This window comes from Brachyspira pilosicoli (assembly GCF_036997485.1).
GTDB lineage: Bacteria > Spirochaetota > Brachyspiria > Brachyspirales > Brachyspiraceae > Brachyspira > Brachyspira pilosicoli_C.
The window spans coordinates 574,161-593,349 of record NZ_JAWLPU010000002.1 but is presented as its reverse complement, the minus strand read 5'-3'; the positions used below and the strand labels follow the sequence as shown (position 1 = coordinate 593,349).

The window sequence follows — 19,189 nt, the reverse complement described above, 5'->3', positions numbered from 1 at the left end:
CACCCTTTGACGCTGACCGCCAGATAATGCCTTAGGTTTTCTGTCAAGCAAATGAGCTATATCAAGTACTTGCGCTGCCCATTCAACTCTTTTCTTAATTTCATCTTTTGGAGTTTTTCTAAGTTCCAACCCAAAAGCCATGTTCTTAAATACAGACATGTGCGGATATAAGGCATAGTTCTGAAATACCATAGCAATGTCTCTGTCTTTTGGAGCTACATCATTTATGAGTCTATCTCCAATATAAAGTTTACCATCTGTAATCTCTTCAAGACCAGCTATCATACGTAAAGTCGTAGATTTACCGCAGCCTGAAGGACCTACAAGAATTACAAACTCTTTATCAGCTATATCCAAACTAAAGTCTTTAACTACCTCAACTTTGTTGTCATATACTTTTTTTACATGCTCAAATTTTATGCTAGACATAATATTATAACCCCTTGCTTTTTTATTTTTTTATTTTAATATTTTTTATGAAATATTAAATTATTTACTATAATTAAATATAAAAAACTTATATTCTAAAGTTTAATAAGTTTTTAGCCAATTGTCAAGCTTTTTAACAAATATAATTTTACTTTTTTATATTAATATTTCACATTTATAACCGATAACATATAAATTAAAAAATATATATGTTTCAAACAACCAAAATATATAATATATAGTTAAAATAGATATATAATTAAATAAAAAAAATACTGTTTATAATATTTTTTATATTATAAAATTGTAACTATCATTTTTAAACTAAAATTTTCTTCAATTTGTTCTTTTATTCTAACTTTTTTAGTTATTTATTGAATTCAATGCCTTATTTTTTATATAATTATATTATTTTACAGCACTTTTTTATAAATATAACAAATAAAAATGCTCATATAAGAAGGTTCATATATTTATTTTATATCAAAAATACTTACCTAATTTTAAATATAATAATATATAACTTTTTATAATATACGAATATATTTTTGTAAGTAATGGTTGTTAGTATGTTTAATTAATTTCACCAAGTTTCTAAGGATTTATTTCTGCTAAATTTTTATGATATATAATTCTTAAATGTAAAATGGAAACAGTATTAATTTTTGTGTATTTTTCTAATATGTATTTATAATCCATTGTATATGATACTAGTAATTCTTTTTCATTTATATTTTCCGCTTCTAAAATTATTATATAAACAAAACATTTTATGTAGAAAGTAAGAAAATCAATATAAATTATTTTTGTATTGATTAAGCTATTACAAATAAGAAAACTATTAAAAATATAGAAGTTATATAATAAAAATAGTAAAGGGCTTATAAAAATCTTACAAGCCCTATTTTTTGAATATATTAATTATTTTTTAGCAACCTTTTTAAACTCATCTGCTAAAAATTGCACATCTGTTCCTACTATTACTTGTACAGAAGTTTTACCAGGTCTCAATACGCCAGGGAAATGCTTTCTAATTTCAGCATCATTAACTATAGTATTGTCTTTTACTTCTAATCTTAATCTTGTAGCACAGTTATCGATATCAACTATATTTTCAATTCCGCCAAGTAAAGGAAGAAGTAATAAAGCTTTATCAGCATAAGAAGCATTTTTGCTGCTTGATACAGTAACTTCTATTTCATCAGTATCATCATCTTCTCTTCCAGGAGTTTTAAGATTAAATTTCTGAATAGCAAAATTAAAAATAACAAAATAAAGTATGAAGAATACTATACCTTGTACAATTAGCATATACCATTGAGTAGCTAAAGGGTTTCTTGTAGAAAGAACAAGGTCTATTAAACCAGCAGAGAAACCAAAACCAGCAATCCATTTCATGCTAGAAGCAATAATCAAAGATATAGCAGTTAATATAGCGTGTATAAGATATAATACAGGAGCAACGAACATGAATGAGAACTCTATAGGCTCAGTAACGCCAGTGAAGAAACTAGCAAAACCAGCAGCCAACATTATAGAACGAATTTTATTTCTATTTTCAGGTTTAGCATTTTTAATGAAAGCCAAACAAGCTCCTAAAAGACCAAACATCATAATAGGGAAGAAACCAGCTTGATACATACCAGTTTGTCCGATAATAGCAGTACCAGCATCAATAGAAGCCTGACCGCCTAAGAAATTAGGTATATCATTAATACCAGCAACGTCGAACCAGAATACTGAGTTAAGAGCATGGTGTAAACCAACAGGAATTAAAAGTCTATTAAAGAAACCATAAATACCAGCACCTATAGGACCAAGACTAATGATAGCTTCACCAAAAGTTACTAAACCGCCGTAAATAGCAGGCCATACAACCATTAATATGAATGATACTATCATCATAACACCAGATGTAACTATCGGTACGAATCTTCTTCCGCTAAAGAATGCTAAGAATTCTGGTAATTTTACTTCAGAAAACTTATTGTATAAACCGCCAGCTATAATACCGCAAAGTATACCTATAAATTGGTTATTAATTTTAGCAAAACCTGGGGCTACATTAGCAACATCTTTACTTTGAATCATAGCAACAGTAGCAGGAGCTAAAAGAGTAGTTACAACTAAAAATGCCACTAATCCAGCTAAAGCAGCAGCACCATTTCTGTCTTTAGACATACCAAAAGCAACACCAACAGCAAACAATATAGGCATATTATCTATAATAGAACCGCCTGCTTTAATAAAGAAAGCTGCCACTGGGCTTCCGCCGCCCCAACCATTAGGGTCTATCCAGTAACCAATACCCAAAAGGATAGCAGCTGCCGGCAATACGGCTACAGGTACCATTAAGGATTTACCTATTTTTTGTAGATAACCAAACATTATATCCTCCAAATTATATAAAATGTTTTTATACATAATCGTATACATATAAGTATATACGATTAATATTTATAATCAATATTAAAAAACATATTATATTTCTAAAGTTAGACCATCATAAGCACCATACATATTTTTTGGGAGCTCTTTTTTCAAATTTTTATGTAAAACATCATGAGTTAAGTGTGTGAAAAATGTTTTTTTGGCTTTAATAGTATCTGCTATATTAACAGATTCCTGAAGTGATAAATGTGTGCTATGCTGACGATATCTTAATCCATTTAATACTAAAATTTCACTGCCTTCTATGAGTTTCAAGCTTTCGTTGCTTATAGAGCTTGCATCTGTAATATATGTAAAATTATTAAATCTATAGCCTAATATGTTTAATATACCATGTTTTACAGGAATTGGAGTTACAGTTATATCGTCAAATTTAGTAGTATTTTCTATAATATGAAATTGTAAATCAGGAATCCCGCCTCCTATCTGAACGGGATTAAATATATAATCATATTTATCTTTTAATACGTCCATAGTATCTTTATTACCATAGCAATCTATATGTTTATGCATTATAAAATTTAATGAACGCAAATCTACTATTCCTGAAGAATGGTCAGCATGATGATGAGTATAGAATACCGCTTCTAAGCTATCAATTTTTTCTCTAAGCATTTGTTCTCTAAAATCTAAAGAAGTATCTATTATGTAGTTTTTATTTTTATGCTGTATTAAAACAGATGCTCTTGTTCTTTTGTCTTTTTTATCTTTGCTCTTGCAAACATTACATTTGCATCCTATCATTGGTACACCATCTGATGTGCCAGTACCTAAAAAAATTATTTTCATGATTTTTTATAACTCCTAAAACAGAATTATATATTTTTTAACGCTAATATCAATATAATTATTTTATTATTAGTTTTAAACAAGAAATAAGTTCTATATGATAAGTATCTGGAAACATATCTATGATATTTAAATCTATTAATTGATAATATTCTTTTAATAAATTAACATCTCTTGCAAATGTCATAGGGTTGCAAGAAATATATATAATTTTTTTGGGTTTTATTCTAATAATATTTTCTATCACTTTTTTATCTAATCCGTCACGCGGAGGATCAACAAATAAGGCATCTATATTATAATTTATTTTTTTTAGAGTATCGCTTGCATCTTCTTTTATAATATCTTTTGCAATATTTACAGAGTCAGAGCTTATTTCTGAAGATATTAATTTGTAATCAATATTTAAACTTTCTAATTTGTTTCTAATTGCAACAGTGAAAAATCCGCTTCCAGCATAAAGCTCAACTATGTTTTTGTCATATTCATTAAAGTATTTAACTGCATTCTTCTGAAACTCGTCTAATAAATAGTGATTGGATTGAAAAAAGCTTTTATGTGATAATGGTACCTCTCCAAAACATGTATTGTAATTTGTTTTATCTATGCCATAAGTTTTTAATTTCTTTTTTTGTTTTATAGTTATTCCGTCAAAATAGCTTGTATCTATATTTTTATTTTGTTTTAGAATGTCAGCAAATGATAGTGTTTTGCAATTATTACTTTCTATAGCATAAATGTTTCCTGTTATATTGTTATTCTTGGAAAAATTTTTTATTTTATCAAAGAGTTTTTCTTTTAATATTATGCATTCATCTATATTCACAAACTCATTAGTATTGAATTTATAAAAGCCAATATTGCCGTTTTGAGCTATCATGTTTACACGGAGTCTGTAATGTTCATTATGTGATTTTATTATATTTATATTATTATTATATTCAATGTTTCTTATAGAGTTTAATACTATACTTTTTTTTATTTCTAATTGTTTATTATATTCAATATGATTAAACACACATCCGCCGCAAATACCTGCATATTTACATTTTGGTTTTATTCTATGCTTTGAAGGCTCTATAATATTGTTTATATTAGCATAGCAAAAGTTTTTATTTTCTTTTTTTATGGATATATCAACTATATCGCCTTCAACAGAATGTGCTACAAATATAATTTTTCCATCTTTAGCAACGCCATATCCGCCATAAGCTGTATCTATTATTTTTACTTTCATAATACTTATTATACATTAAAATCTTAATATATCCACAAATAAATATTAATTATATTTCTATGAAAATTTTTATAAAATATTTTACTTTTTTTAATAAGTTATGTTTTAATAATTAGTATTTTTCATAAATAATCTCCCACTTTTATTTGGCTTTATTTTTTATAAAGCTGAATAAAAGTGAATCCTTTTACTTTACATACTCTTTTAATCTCTCAAATATATAAGATGCAAAAATATTATGCCCCTCGCTATTTAGATGAACGCCGTCAAAATACAAATCATAATATTTATGCTCTTTCAATATTTCATTTATAAACATATTATAAACATCAATACATTTTACATCATTTTCTTTTGTGTATGAATTAATAAAATTAACATACTCCATTAATATATCTGACATCTCCTCTAAGCTGCTGACTTCAAAAAATGTAAAATCTTCTTTTATAAAAGGTATAGGGGTAAATGTTATTATGTCTATATTGTTTTTCTTAGATTCATTTATTATATCAACAAAGCTTTGTTTTATATTTTCTAAAGGCTTAAAAAGAAATATATCATTTACTCCGCCCATAAGTATTAGAGTATTAGGCTTTTCATTAATAACATCATTATTAAAACGTAAATACATGCCAGAAATGGTATCTCCGTTTATGCCTTTGTTTATAAACTGTATATTATAGTCTTCAAATTTTGTATTTAATACAGAAGTCCAAACCTGTTTTCTATTAACCATATAGCCATAAGTTGTGCTATCTCCAAGGCAAACTATTTTCATTATAATACCCATAAAGTTTTTTTGTGCTGTAATTAATTATCTATAGTTATTTTTTTAAATATCATTATTTAATATAGTCATGTGTATATGGTCTTCCCATTTATCATTGATTTTTAAATATTTTTTTGCGAGTCCTTCATATTCAAAACCTAATCTTCTTGCTAAATCTAATGATGGTTTGTTGTGCGGCATAATATTTGCTTCTATTCTGTGAAGTTTTAATTCTTTAAATACTATATCTATTGCATATTTTAATGCTTCTGTCATATATCCTTTTTTTGTTTCATCTTTATCCAATTTATATCCAACAGTGCAAGATAAAAAAGAGCCCTTTACTATATTTGCGAAACTAATCATTCCTATTATTTTTTTTCTGTCTTCTATTTTGAATAGATAAAATTTAAGCATTCTTGAATTTTTTGTATCATCTATTTCTTTTTTTATAATATTTTTATGTGTATTAAGTTTATAGAATATATCAGGCCGATAAGGGTCAAACTCTCTAAAAAAATCTTTATTTCTATGATAAAAATCAAAAATAGAATTAGCCATTTCAAGATTAGGCTGCACTAAAAGTAATCTGCTTGTATTATAACTTTTTTTTATCATTTTATTATTTTTAAATTATTTATCTTAAAACCTTCAAGTTTAAGTAAATATTCCTTTTTTTCTATTCCGCCCGCATATCCTGTTAATTTCAAATCTTTAGAAACAATTCTGTGGCATGGTATTATAATTGGTATTTTGTTTTTTCCCTCAGCACTTCCAACTGCTCTAAAAATACTGCCGGAACTGTTAGATATTTTTTTTGCTATATTGGAGTATGTTTCTGTTTCTCCAAAAGGAATTTTATAAGTCTCAATCCATACTTTATATTGAAAATCGCTTCCGTATACTGCAATTGGTATATCAAATATTCTTCTTTTTAACTCAAAATATTCATCTAACTGTTTTTTGGTTTCTTTTATAATTTCTGGTTCTTTATCAGCGCATACTTTATAGTTGTTTGTAAAAGAAATAGAAGTTATGTAATCTTTATAATGAGTTAAATATAAGTTTCCAATAGGGCTTTTATACAAAAAAACTTTATCATCAATATGACTATTTTCAAGTCTTATAATATTCACAGATGAACCTTTTTGAGATTAATATTTTTTACATTAGAATATAGTTCATATATTTTATCAGGATTCATTGCAGCCGATGCATATTCTAAAACATTCACACTAACTAAATATTCTGCATTAATAGAATTTACATATTCAGCAGTATCTCTTGCAGTATAATAAACGGCATAGTCTAAAGCCACCCCCACAAAATCCAGTATCAATACTTCTTTGTTTTCCCTTGCAGCATCTATAAAATCCTTATGCATATAAGAAAATCCAGATACCCCCTCATCATCAGCATCAACACCCTTTTGAACATAAATATACTCTTTCTTCTTTTTTAATTCATCAACAATAGCAGAGCCAAACGTTCTAGCAACACAATGACGAGGCCAAAGTGTTAAAATTTCTTCATCGCCAGTTTCTTGGTCCATTACCCTTATTTTAGAAAAAGGTTCTTTGTTATGAGTTGAAGCAAAAGATATATGATTTGATGGATGCCAATCTTGAGTAGCTATTATAGCATCATATTCTCCATTTTTTATAAGGTCATTAATTACAGGTATAAGTCCAATTGCTCCATTAACCGCCATAGGACCGCCTTCCATATAATCATTTTGCATATCTACTATTGTTAGTATCTTAACCTTACTCATAATGGAAACCTAAAAATTATTTTTAAGATATTTTTTGTAAGCCTATACTCTCTTGTATAGGTTTTAAAGCTTCTATAGTCTCTTTTATTAATTCATCTAATGGTATATTAAGTCTTTCAGCACCATTATTTATGATATTCCTATCAACTTTAGCAGCAAAAGCTTTATCTTTCAGTTTTTTCTTAACTGATTTTACTTCCATATCATCTAAACTTTTTGAAGGTCTCACCAAGGCACAAGCCAAAATAAAACCTGCAAGTTCATCTACAGCAAATAAAGTTTTTTCCATATTAGTGATAGGCTCTATATCTGTGCATATTCCAAAGCCATGGCTCTGTATAGCTCTAATAAAACTCTCTGGCAAACCTTCTACTTCTAATATCTCTTTTACTTTTATACAATGCTCATTAGGAAACATTTCATAATCCATATCATGCAAAAATCCAACCATTGCCCATTCTTCAGCATCTTCATTATATTTATCAGCAAAATATCTCATTACAGCCTCAACGGATAGGGCATGTTTAAATAGAGATGGTTCTTTGTTGTATTTTTTAAACAATTCTATAGCTTTTTCTCTTTCTATGCTTGCCATTGAAATCTCCAAATATGAAAACAATTATATAATATATTATTCTATTTTTCAATATAAAATTTATATATAATACTAGTTATTTTTATCTATTTTTTATGTATTTTATAAGGATAAATTTATAATATTATTAATTGATATTTATTTTTTTTATTGTATAATAACTCAAGTTAATAGTAATGAAGAGGATATTTTTTTATGTCAGATATTAGAGTTCGTTTTGCTCCATCTCCAACAGGTTTTTTACATATAGGAAATGCAAGAACGGCATTATTTAATTGGCTATATGCCAAATCTATAAAAGGAAAATTAATTTTAAGAATAGAAGATACAGACCAAGAGAGAAGCACAAAAGAAGCTGTTGATATGGCTATTAAATCATTAAAATGGCTTGGCATTGATTGGGACGAGGGCCCAGAAATTGGCGGAAACTATGGTCCATATTTTCAGTCTGAAAGACTTGATATATATAAAAAATACACTGAAAAACTTATGGAAGAGGGTAAGGCATATTATTGTTTTTGTACTTCTGAAGAGTTAGAAAAAAAATCTAATATGCAAAAAACTTTAAATCAGCCTATCATTTATGACGGCAAATGTAAGGATATCCCATTAGAAGAGGCTAAAAGAAGAGTTGCTAATGGAGAGCCTGCTAAAATAAGATTTAGAGTGCCTAAAAACCAGCAGATAGTATTTGAAGATTTTGTTAGGGGCGTTGTAAAAACTAATAGCGATGAAATTGGTGACATTATAATTGTCAGAGAGAATGGTTTTCCTACTTACAATTATGCTGTAGTTATAGATGATATGCTTATGAAAATTTCGCATGTTATAAGAGGAGAAGACCATATATCTAATACTCCAAAACAGATACTTATTTATGAGGCATTGGGAGCTCAAGTTCCAAGGTTTGCTCATACTTCTTCAATACTTGGTAATGATAGAAAGAAATTATCAAAAAGACATGGGGCTGCTACTTTAATGGAATATAAAGATGAAGGATTCTTGCCTCAAGCTATGAGAAACTTCCTTGCTTTACTTGGTTGGACTCACCCTGAAGCTATGGAAAATATGAATGATGAAGATATGATTAAGGCTTTTACTTTAGATAGATTTTCTAAAAGTCCTGCTATATTTGATACTGCTAAATTAAGACATTTAAATGCTTGGCATATTAAAAATCTTAGTTTGGACGAGGCTACTGAATTATTTTTGCCTTATCTTATACAAGGCGGCTTCTTAAAAGAAAATTATACAGAAGCAGAACATGCTTGGGCTAAAAAACTTATATCTGTAATAAGACATAATTGTGTTGTTTTATCTGATATTGTTAAATATGTTCCTGTATTTTTTGAGAATGATTTTGAACTTACAGATGAGATGAAAGAGATTGTAAATAAAGAAGAAAGTAAAAGGCTTCTTCAGTTTATTAAAACTAATATAGAAAATGCTGATGAAATAACTGACCAATATATGAAAGATTTAATAAAACAAGCTCAAAAAGAAACAGGGCTTAAAGGTCCTAATTTGTATCACCCTATAAGATATGTTATAACAGGAAGCAGTGCTGGAACTGAGTTGTCTCATATATGTGAGCTTTTGGGTAAAAAAAATATTTTATACAGATTATCTAAATATATATAATAGGGGTATAATATATGCTTAATGGTAAACCCTTAATACTTGCAGTAGATGATGAAGAGAATATACGTAATCTAATAACTTATACGTTTGAACCTTATGATTTTGAAGTTATTACAGCAGAGAATGGTAAATCTGCAATAACTATATTAGAACATAATCCTGTTGATGTTATTATTACAGATTTGCTTATGCCTTCTATGACAGGGCTTGCTCTTATAAGAGAGATGAAAAAAAGAAAAAGCTCTATACCAATCATAATAATCACAGCTTATGGAAATACTGATATGGTAAAAGAGATTATAGCTGAAGGTGTATTCAGACTTATAGAAAAACCTCTTGATTTTGAAACATTAGTTCCTATAGTAAACGAGGCTATAGAGTATAAAAAAAGTCACGAAAATAAATAATTGTTAATAAAGAGTGAAGGCTTGAGTTTAATTAAAAACTTAAGTCTTTTTTAATATAAATAATTATAATAATTTTTTTAAAAGTTTCTTAATTGTTTAATAGTTTCTTTTTTATCTTTGCTGTCTATTATAGCACTTCCTGCCACAAGTAAATTTGCCCCTGCTTTTATAACATCACTGCAAGTGTTTAGATTAATTCCTCCATCAACAGATATTATAATATCTCTTTGACCTATTAGTTTTTTTGTCTCTTCAACTTTTTTAATAGAATTTGTTATAAACTTCTGCCCTCCGAAACCAGGATTAACAGACATTATAAGAACATTGTCAATATCATCTATAAGTGGCTCTATAACATCAACCCTTGTATGAGGATTAAGAACTATTCCTGCTTTTACATTATGTGATTTTATTTGCATTATTAATTTATGCAAATGAATATTTCCTTCATAATGCACGCTAATAATATCAGCACCAGCCTTAGCAAAATCATTAATATGCTTTTCTGGAGCAACTATCATTAAATGAACATCAAGAGGTAAAGATGTAATTTTTTTTATATCCTCTACAATTTTAGAGCCAAATGTTATTTGAGGCACAAAACTTCCGTCCATTATATCTAAATGCAAATAATCAGCTCCTGCTTCTTCAAGTTCTTTTATAGTAGATTCCAAATTAGCAAAAGATGCTGTTAGTATAGATGGTGCTATTATTATTTTGTTCATTTTTATATCCTTAAATTAATTGTCTATTTTTTCAATGTTATTTATAGCGTTTTTTGCGGCAAGCATTTCTGCTTCTTTTTTATTTTTTGCAATTCCAAAGCCATATAAATCTTTTTTCACATAAACTTCAGATTTGAACATTATACTACAATCTTCATTATATTCAAATGATTTGTATATAGGACTAATTTTATATTTCTTTTGAATAAATTCTTGAAATATTGTTTTATAATCTTTATCAAAATTATTAATATCTAATTTATCTAATATATCTCTATATACTCTCATAACAAAGTTTTTTGTGTTTTCTAAATTCGAATCTAAATATATTGCCCCAATTATAGCTTCAAATAAATCTTCAAGCATATTATCTCTTTCTCTTCCGCCAGAAGCCTCTTCTCCTTTTCCAAGTAAAAGAAACTCACCAAGTTTTAGTTTTCTTGATATATTAGCTAAAGTATTTTGAGAAACTAAATAAGATTTAATCTTTGATAGTTTGCCTTCTTTTACATTGCTATATTCTTTGTATATATGTTCTGATATTATAAGCGAAAGTACAGAATCTCCTAAAAATTCAAGGCGCTGATTATATTTCATATTTCCATTTTCATTTGCAAAGGTTCTATGAGTTATAGCTTCAAGGAGATAGTTTCTATTTTTAAAACTATATTGCAAAACTTTTTCACAATCTAATAATATTCTATTTATCATAATAGTTTTATGATACAATGAATAAAAAAGTAGTCAACAATAAAATAAAAAATATTTTTTATGTTTTTTACAAATGATAATTAAAGGCATATTATAAATATTTTTTTAAGCAGATATAAAAAATATACAAAAACGATAGTTGAGTATATAAAATTATAATTTATAATATACAGCAATAAAAAGAAAGTTTGTTTAAGGAAATTAATTTATGAAAAAATTGTTATTATTACTATTATTAAGTATTTTTCTCTATAGCTGTAAAGAAACTAATATAGATTACTCTGATAAAAATAATTGGCTTCAAATATCAGAAGATAAAAATAATGAAGTTGATGTATTTTATTTGTACCCAACAGTATGGTATGGAAACGGCACTAATAAAGACTTTGTATGCCCTATAGATTTTAAGCCTATGAGAGAAAATGCTACTAATGCTTTAATATCTCAAAGCACTGTATTTGAAGAAGTAGGCAACATATATGCTCCTTTCTATAGACAAGCAGATGCTCTTTATATATTAGATACAAATAATAATATAAAAAATAAAGAAAAATATTTTAACGACATACCAAAAAAAGATGCACTAGCCGCATTTGATTATTTTATTAAAAATTTCAATAACAATAAACCATTTATATTGATGGGGCATTCACAGGGTGCTATGATGATAAAAGAAATATTAAAAGACTATTTCAAAACTAATGAAAATTTAAATAACAGATTGGTTGCTGCATATATTATAGGGTACTCTGTTACAACAAATGATTTAATAGAAAATCCTCATTTAAAATTTGCAAAAGGAGAATATGATACTGGAGTAATAATTTCTTACGATGTAGAAAGTCCAGAATTTAATGGTTATAATCCTACGCTTCTTGAAGGAGCTATAGCTATTAACCCTATTACATGGACATTAGAAGAAGATGAAGCTCCAAAAGAAAAAAGTTTAGGCTCTTGTTTTTTTGCTGGAACTAATTATAACATTGTAAAAAATTTTGCAAGTGCTAAAGTTGACAAAAAAAGAGGTGTAATAAAATGTGATTCTATTAACCCAGATGATTTTTATATTGATGATATGTTCGAAAAAGGCAATTATCATATATTTGATATAGCATTATATTATAATGATTTAAAAGAAAATGCTAAAAAGAGAGTTGGCGCTTTTTGGAAATAATAATAAGGATTATTAATGGAAAATACAAAGCAAATAGAATTAGCTACTAAACCTGTTGGAAGGTTATTATTCAAATTATCAATACCTGCCATATTAGCACAAATAATAAATGTTCTATATAATGTTGTTGATAGAATGTATATAGGGCATATTGAAGATATTGGAGCTATTGCTTTAACAGGTATTGGAGTTACTATGCCTATAATAATGGCAGTGTCAGCATTTGCATATCTTATTAGTATGGGCGGAGCTCCTCGTGCTTCTATTATGATGGGTAAAAAAAGTTATGATAAAGCAGAAGAAATACTTGGAAACTCTGCTATGGCTTTAATAATTATAGCTATCACAATTACTATACTTTTATTAATATTTGCTAAGCCTCTTCTTTTATTATTTGGGGCGAGTGAAAATACTATTATTTATGCGCTAAGATATTTAAGAATATATTCAGTAGGAACTATATTTGTGCAATTAGCATTAGGCTTAAATGCATTCATTACAGCACAAGGAAAAGCAAAAACTAGTATGTTTACAGTTTTAATAGGGGCAATTTGTAATATAATATTGGACCCTATATTTATATTTGGATTTAATATGAATGTTAGAGGTGCTGCACTTGCTACTATAATATCTCAGGCTGTGTCTTGTTTATGGATAGTATATTTCATGACTTCTAAAAAAACTTTATTAAAATTAAAAATTAAGTACTTAAGAATATCTCCTAATGTAGTGCTCCCATGTTTAGCATTAGGTTTTTCCCCATTTATTATGCAATTTACAGAAAGTATTTTATTTGTATGCTTTAATACTTCTTTATTTAAATATGGTGGGGATTTAGCTGTTGGTGCTATGACTATATTAAGCAGTATAATGCAATTTTCTTTTCTTCCAATATATGGGCTTACTCAAGGTTCGCAGCCTATAATAAGCTATAATTATGGTGCTAATAATATTGATAGAGTAAAAAATACTTTTAAAATACTTCTTATAAGCAGTGTAATGTTTTCTACTTTAATGTGGATAATTTCTATATTTTTCCCATATTTATTTGTTAGGATATTTACGAGCGATGAAACTTTAATTAATTATAGTATTTGGGCTTTAAGAATATATATGGCGAGTTCTCTTATATTGGGGGCGCAATCTGCATGTCAGCAAACTTTTGTAGCATTGGGTAATGCTAAAATTTCGGCTTTTTTAGCAATTTTGAGAAAAGTTATACTTTTAATACCTTTAATATTTATACTGCCGATATTTTTTGAAAATAAGGTTATGGCTGTACTTTTGGCTGAGCCTATAGCAGATGTTATAGCTGTATTAACTACTGTAACTATGTTCTATATATTCTTTAAAAAACTTATAAAAAATATTGAAAAAAATGATAAAAAGTTTAGAATAACAACAGTTTAATAGATAAAGTTTATTTTAAAAAACTAATGACGAAAATACATAAATGTGTATTTTTTTATTAAAATATATTGGAGAGAGGTATGTTTAAAAGATTAAATTTACAGGCAAAAATTAGCGCTGTTATATTAATTCCTTTTTTGCTGATGATTATTGTTTCTGGCGCTGTCAATGTCAAATCTGTAAGTATTATTACTAAGGATTTATCATATAAAGTGCTCGAGCAAAGTTCTACAGGCGAAGCTACTATATTGCAATTTTTCTTGAGAGAGGAATTATTATATGTTACAGGTTTACAATATGATGTTGAAACTTTATATAATGATGGTACTAGAACAAGAGCAGTATATGAAAATATGATAAGCAATTTTTTAGACAAAATGAATCCAAACGTATGCGGAATGTCTATTACTTTTTTGCCAAATTATATAGATAATGATATAGATTATATAAATGACCCAAAATATTCAGAAGCTAATGGTCAATTTAGTTATTATATCGCTAGAGCTGGAAATCAAAAAGAGTCCAGAGGTTTTACATCTCAGGAATTAACTGAAGACTACATAACAAAACCATTAGCAAGCGGAAAACCATATATTACACCTATATATGAATATTTATTATTAGGAAATAAAAAAGAATTAATTTTCACTTGGTGTGTTCCTATTAGAAATAATGGAAGTAATATTGGTGTTATTACTGTAGATATATTAGTTTCTTCTATTAATTCTTTGGTAGCAAATATACAGCCTTTTGAAGATTCTGAAGCTTCATTATTTGATAGCGATGGAAATATATTATACGATGCACAAGATACTAATAATGTAACTAAAAATTTATATACTGCTTATTCTTATTATAAACAGCACAATGTATTAGATGAAATCAATAAAGGAACATCAATTAACTTTTCTGATTATAGTGAAAAATTAAAGAAAAATGTTACATATATGTTTGTACCTTTAGAGCTTACATCAGGACAATATTGGGGATTAAAATTGCTTGTTCCTGACAATGTTATCTTTAGAGAAAGCAATAATATAAGAAATAGAATTATTATTATTTCATTAATTATTATGCTTGTAGCATTTATTCTTACTCCTCTTATCATTAAGAAAAAAGTAAGCAATGTTATTTATCTATTAGCACAGGATATGACTAAATTATCAAATGGAGATATATCTTGGAGCCCTCCGGCACAATTTTTAGCATTAACTGATGAATGGGGTGTTATAGCTAAAGGAATACAAAATACTTTGAATAATCTTAATAGTATAGTAAATACCGTTAAAAACTCTGCCGAGCATGTATCTACTGCAGCAAATGAAGTTTTGAGCGGTAATAATGACCTTGCAAGCAGAACAGAAATGCAAGCTTCAAGTTTGGAAGAGACTGCTTCTTCTATGAATGAGATAGCAAGCAATATAAATGAATCTGCTGATGGCGTATTAAAAAGTTCTCAAATGGTAATGGAAGCTAAACAGTATATAAATAGAGTTGGAAATATAGTTAAAGAAAGTGTTATAAAAATGAATGATGTTAATGAAGCTAGCGGTAAAATTATGGATATTACTAAGCTCATAGAAAATATAGCTTTCCAAACAAATATACTTGCTTTAAATGCTTCTGTTGAGGCTGCACGTGCAGGAGAGCAAGGAAGAGGATTTGCTGTTGTAGCTTCTGAAGTTAGAAATTTAGCACAAAATGCTCAAGAGTCTGTAAAAAATATTACTAATCTTATTAATGACAGTAATGATAAGGTTACTTTGGCTACTGAAAGTGTAAAAGAGTCTCAAAGTATATTTATAGAGTTAGAGGAGAAAATGGATAAAGCAGCAGATATTATGGAAAAAATAAATAATGTTTCACAAGAGCAAAAAAGAGGTGTAGAACAAATAAACTTAGCTATTATGGAAATGGATAGCTCTGTACAAAAAAATGCTGCTTTGGTAGAAGAAGCTACTGCTGCTTCACAGTCTCTATTAGAAGAATCTAGAGATTTAACAAAATCTATTGAATATTTCAAACTTAGAGAAGAAGAATAATAATTTATAATAATTCATAAAAGAGTATGTTTTAGGAATATTGCCTAACATACTCTTTTTTATTATTATAGATAATTAATTTTTTAAACGCACGGTTAATATTTTATTTATTTATGATAAAAATTATAATTCTTGTTTAATTATATATTTTCTGTTTGTTTTGCGTGCGGTTATAAAACAGAAAATCTAAATAATGCTTGGGCGGGTATTAATAATTTTTTTTATATTTTTAAATAAGTGAAAACAAAATTACAATAAGAGCAGCAAATATGTAGGGTGGGCGTATGTGAATAGGTTTTATAGATATATTTTATTTTATATCTGAATTATTTTTTATTTGAAGCAATGTTTTGTAAAAGTGTGATAATGAAAATTTTATACCGCACGGTAAGCAAAATTAAGAATATGTATTAATTGCAAATTATAGTTTAATTATATATAAAAAATTGTTTAACGTGCGTATAAATAGATTTGAAAATAAATGTATTTTTTATTTTTAATACAATAGTTATAAAAATTATAATAATAGTAGGATAAATAAAGCTTATTTTCCTACTATTATTTATTATTAATCAACGTTGTCTGCAACAGAGTCTATACAATTTTCAAGATTTGTTGTTTCATCTTTACTAAATTCTTTTCCTTCTGATTTTTCTTTTATTAGTAAAGCTGAAAGTATGTATACAAAACAAGCACATAAACCAGCATATATAGGGGCCTCTACCCAACCAACATTTAATTTTAATATAAATATTGTACTTGTAATTAAACCTGTAAGCATAGAAAGTAAGCAAGCAGTAATATTAGCCTGTATGAAAGGCTTCATCATAATAGGACCAACAAACATAGCAATAAGTCCGCCTGTTCCAATATAAGCTATTTGGTTAAGCATTCCTTGAGGAGCGATATAAGTTAATACAAGTCCCCAAACACCAGTAAATATTACGCCTATTCTGTTTATTATAGTGCTGCTTTTTTCTGCTTTATCAGTAAATGCTACAAATAAATCATGTGAAAGTGAAGAAGCTAATGCTTGCAATACAGAACTTATTGTAGAGAGCATAGCAAACAATATGAATAATATAATCATTCCTCCAATGGCAGGCGGAAGATATGAAGTTAAAAATACTGGCATAGCACTGTCAGGATTAGGAAGATTAGGATTTTTATAAAACATATAAAGTCCAACTATTGGCACTAAACTTAGTATTATACCCATAGGTGCCATTATTAAAGCCATAGCTGGAATATTAATTTTATCTTTGAATGATAAAAATCTCACAGACATATAAGGCAATGTTGTAGTAAATAAAAATGCATAAATGAATACTAAAAATACTTTATATTTGCCTTCACCATAAGGATTGGATGTTGTAGGGTTAATAAACTCAGGCTTAATAGCTCCTACAGTATTAATAAGTTCTGTCATAGAAACATCTTTTATTATTGTGAGATAAACTATTATAGAAGCTACAAGCATACCAATACACATTATAGTATCAGTGATAGCAACAGCGAGTAAGCCTCCCTGAACAGTAAATATTATAATAACAACCATAAGTATTATAGAAGCTAAATGTTCAGATACTCCAAGCCACTGTGAAGCAACTAGCCCTATAGCTCTTATTTGTCCTATTATATATACAGATAAAAATACAAAAGTAGCAATTCCTCCAAGACCATGAACTATTCTCTTTTGATTTTTATCTCCATTATGAGTTTTAGCAATATATTCTGGTACAGTAAAACCGCCAGCTTCCTGAGCTTTTTTCTTCATAAATCCAGCAAAAAATAATGTACCAAAAGTAATAGCAGGAGCAAAGAAAAAGTTAGCAAATATCTCTATAGCACCATAAGCATAAGTAGTGCCAGGCGAACCAATAAAACCCCAACCGCTATAGCCAGTAGCCATCAATGTACCAGCTCCAACGAAAGCCCCTATTGATTTTGCTCCGAGTAAGAAACCTTCAGAGTTTCCTTTTTTTATTTTTAATTGAGTCCAAAAACCAATTGAAATCAAAATTAAAGATGCTAATATTAATATAATCCAATTTCCAAGTATCATTTTTTATCTCCTTTGCTATTATTTTTCTCATTTACAGTTTTATATAAGAATGCTGCTAATGGCACTATAATCAAAACCACACAGCCGTACAAAAAATAGTCTATAACCCATGAACCTGTCATAGTATACTCCTTTAAAAAATTTAAAATACTAATAATATTTGATTAATAGAGTGTTGGATATATAGTACTATTAACGCCTGAATTTTATAGATTTTTTTGATTTTGTAGATTTATGATTTGGAGAAAAGAGGTAAAGCATTTGGGAATGCTTAATTTTATTGAATGATGCATAAAGCATAAATAATAGTCTCCAAAAATTCTATGTTTCATATGTTAATATATAATGATATTTTTGTCAAGTATTTTTTTTGATTTTTTTACTTTTTTATATATAGTAATAACTTTATTAAAAAGTGTTTTAGAATATTAATTAAATTCAAATATAAATTATATTTTTAATTATAAATTTCTTTTAATTTTGTTTCATCATAAAAAGAAAGTCTATATGAATATAGTTTTATAGTTTTATCTAAACTATTTAAATCAGGTTTTACATATAATGATACGCTTGATAAATCTGAATACCACCATATAGTGTATTCTTCAAATGGCTTGTTATAGTATGAATAATATTTTATATCTGTGGAAGATGAATTACCGTATTTGAATGTTATTTTTTCTTTTATGTTTTCTATATCAGTTGCCTGAGAAGGGTAGTAGAAGTCATTATCGTTATAGCTGTATCCTATATGATTGCATACTTCTATTCTGTAAAGATAATCATTATAAAAATACAAATAATATGCTAACTTGTCATCAGAGTTTTTATATATGTTTAAAACTGTTTTTTCATTTAATTGAGTTTCTTGATGAAAGTTAGCATATAGCTCTGTATTATAATTTGTAATTTTGTTATTAACTTCTTCCATATTCATGCCAAATTTAAGGGTTTTATATCCGTCCAAATT

At 27.5% G+C, this 19,189-nt stretch carries 19 protein-coding genes; 5 read left to right on the top strand and 14 right to left on the bottom strand.

Annotated features, from left to right (window positions below; all coding sequences use genetic code 11):
* The 9 genes from R4I97_RS07970 to R4I97_RS07930 all read right to left on the bottom strand — a co-directional run.
* A partial coding sequence (locus tag R4I97_RS07970) for an ABC transporter ATP-binding protein (RefSeq protein WP_335784535.1) occupies nt 1-429 on the bottom strand: 429 nt, incomplete at its 3' end.
* A 921-nt stretch (nt 430-1,350) separates the two neighbouring features.
* Nucleotides 1,351-2,817 (bottom strand): N-acetylglucosamine-specific PTS transporter subunit IIBC, encoded by a 1,467-nt coding sequence (gene nagE, locus R4I97_RS07965; RefSeq protein ID WP_335784534.1) that lies wholly within the window; start codon nt 2,815-2,817, stop codon nt 1,351-1,353.
* Between the two features lie 93 nt (nt 2,818-2,910).
* Nucleotides 2,911-3,669 carry an MBL fold metallo-hydrolase gene (locus R4I97_RS07960; RefSeq protein WP_335784533.1) on the bottom strand — a complete coding sequence of 253 codons (759 nt, stop codon included), beginning with the start codon at nt 3,667-3,669 and terminating at the stop codon, nt 2,911-2,913.
* Between the two features lie 58 nt (nt 3,670-3,727).
* Nucleotides 3,728-4,906: a class I SAM-dependent RNA methyltransferase gene (locus R4I97_RS07955; protein ID WP_335784532.1), complete on the bottom strand. Its 1,179-nt coding sequence runs from the start codon at nt 4,904-4,906 to the stop codon at nt 3,728-3,730.
* A 187-nt stretch (nt 4,907-5,093) separates the two neighbouring features.
* Nucleotides 5,094-5,684 (bottom strand): GDSL-type esterase/lipase family protein, encoded by a 591-nt coding sequence (locus tag R4I97_RS07950; RefSeq protein ID WP_335784531.1) that lies wholly within the window; start codon nt 5,682-5,684, stop codon nt 5,094-5,096.
* Nucleotides 5,685-5,738: 54 nt separating this feature from the next.
* Entirely contained in the window at nt 5,739-6,293 is a 555-nt protein-coding gene (locus R4I97_RS07945) for a GNAT family N-acetyltransferase (RefSeq protein ID WP_335784530.1), read from the bottom strand.
* A complete protein-coding gene (locus R4I97_RS07940) occupies nt 6,290-6,811 on the bottom strand; it encodes a methylated-DNA--[protein]-cysteine S-methyltransferase (protein ID WP_335784529.1) in 522 nt (173 codons plus the stop codon). The genes R4I97_RS07945 and R4I97_RS07940 overlap by 4 nt, the downstream gene beginning before the upstream one ends.
* Nucleotides 6,808-7,449 carry an isochorismatase family protein gene (locus R4I97_RS07935; RefSeq protein WP_335784528.1) on the bottom strand — a complete coding sequence of 214 codons (642 nt, stop codon included), beginning with the start codon at nt 7,447-7,449 and terminating at the stop codon, nt 6,808-6,810. Before R4I97_RS07935 ends, R4I97_RS07940 begins: the two co-directional genes overlap by 4 nt.
* A 22-nt stretch (nt 7,450-7,471) precedes the next feature.
* Entirely contained in the window at nt 7,472-8,044 is a 573-nt protein-coding gene (locus tag R4I97_RS07930; protein ID WP_335784527.1) for an HD domain-containing protein, read from the bottom strand.
* A gap of 195 nt (nt 8,045-8,239) precedes the next feature.
* On the opposite strand from R4I97_RS07930, the gene gltX reads away from it, so the two are divergent.
* Nucleotides 8,240-9,685: a glutamate--tRNA ligase gene (gltX, locus tag R4I97_RS07925; RefSeq protein ID WP_335784526.1), complete on the top strand. Its 1,446-nt coding sequence runs from the start codon at nt 8,240-8,242 to the stop codon at nt 9,683-9,685.
* A 14-nt stretch (nt 9,686-9,699) separates the two neighbouring features.
* Nucleotides 9,700-10,092, top strand: a complete 393-nt coding sequence (locus tag R4I97_RS07920; protein ID WP_335784525.1) for a response regulator — start codon at nt 9,700-9,702, stop codon at nt 10,090-10,092.
* Nucleotides 10,093-10,169: 77 nt separating this feature from the next.
* Here the strand turns inward: R4I97_RS07920 and rpe are convergent, their stop codons facing one another.
* Both rpe and rnc read right to left on the bottom strand, forming a co-directional pair.
* Entirely contained in the window at nt 10,170-10,817 is a 648-nt protein-coding gene (gene rpe, locus R4I97_RS07915; RefSeq protein ID WP_335784524.1) for a ribulose-phosphate 3-epimerase, read from the bottom strand.
* 15 nt (nt 10,818-10,832) lie between these two features.
* Nucleotides 10,833-11,528: a ribonuclease III gene (rnc, locus tag R4I97_RS07910; protein WP_335784523.1), complete on the bottom strand. Its 696-nt coding sequence runs from the start codon at nt 11,526-11,528 to the stop codon at nt 10,833-10,835.
* A gap of 208 nt (nt 11,529-11,736) precedes the next feature.
* On the opposite strand from rnc, the gene R4I97_RS07905 reads away from it, so the two are divergent.
* From R4I97_RS07905 to R4I97_RS07895, 3 genes are all read left to right on the top strand, one after another.
* Entirely contained in the window at nt 11,737-12,702 is a 966-nt protein-coding gene (locus R4I97_RS07905) for a DUF3089 domain-containing protein (protein ID WP_335784522.1), read from the top strand.
* A gap of 15 nt (nt 12,703-12,717) precedes the next feature.
* Complete coding sequence (locus R4I97_RS07900) at nt 12,718-14,112, top strand: MATE family efflux transporter (protein WP_335784521.1); 1,395 nt, start codon at nt 12,718-12,720, stop codon at nt 14,110-14,112.
* Nucleotides 14,113-14,192: 80 nt separating this feature from the next.
* Nucleotides 14,193-16,154, top strand: a complete 1,962-nt coding sequence (locus R4I97_RS07895) for a methyl-accepting chemotaxis protein (RefSeq protein ID WP_335784520.1) — start codon at nt 14,193-14,195, stop codon at nt 16,152-16,154.
* Between the two features lie 568 nt (nt 16,155-16,722).
* On the opposite strand, the gene R4I97_RS07890 is transcribed toward R4I97_RS07895, so the two are convergent.
* From R4I97_RS07890 to R4I97_RS07880, 3 genes are all read right to left on the bottom strand, one after another.
* The gene (locus R4I97_RS07890; protein WP_335784519.1) at nt 16,723-18,219 is read right to left on the bottom strand and encodes a sodium:solute symporter family protein; all 1,497 of its coding nucleotides are present in this window, start codon (nt 18,217-18,219) and stop codon (nt 16,723-16,725) included.
* The gene (locus R4I97_RS07885) at nt 18,216-18,341 is read right to left on the bottom strand and encodes a hypothetical protein (RefSeq protein ID WP_335784518.1); all 126 of its coding nucleotides are present in this window, start codon (nt 18,339-18,341) and stop codon (nt 18,216-18,218) included. The genes R4I97_RS07890 and R4I97_RS07885 overlap by 4 nt, the downstream gene beginning before the upstream one ends.
* Before the next feature lie 335 nt (nt 18,342-18,676).
* Nucleotides 18,677-19,150, bottom strand: coding sequence for a hypothetical protein (locus R4I97_RS07880; protein ID WP_335784517.1), 474 nt, complete (start codon nt 19,148-19,150; stop codon nt 18,677-18,679).
* Between the last annotated feature and the right edge of the window lie 39 nt (nt 19,151-19,189).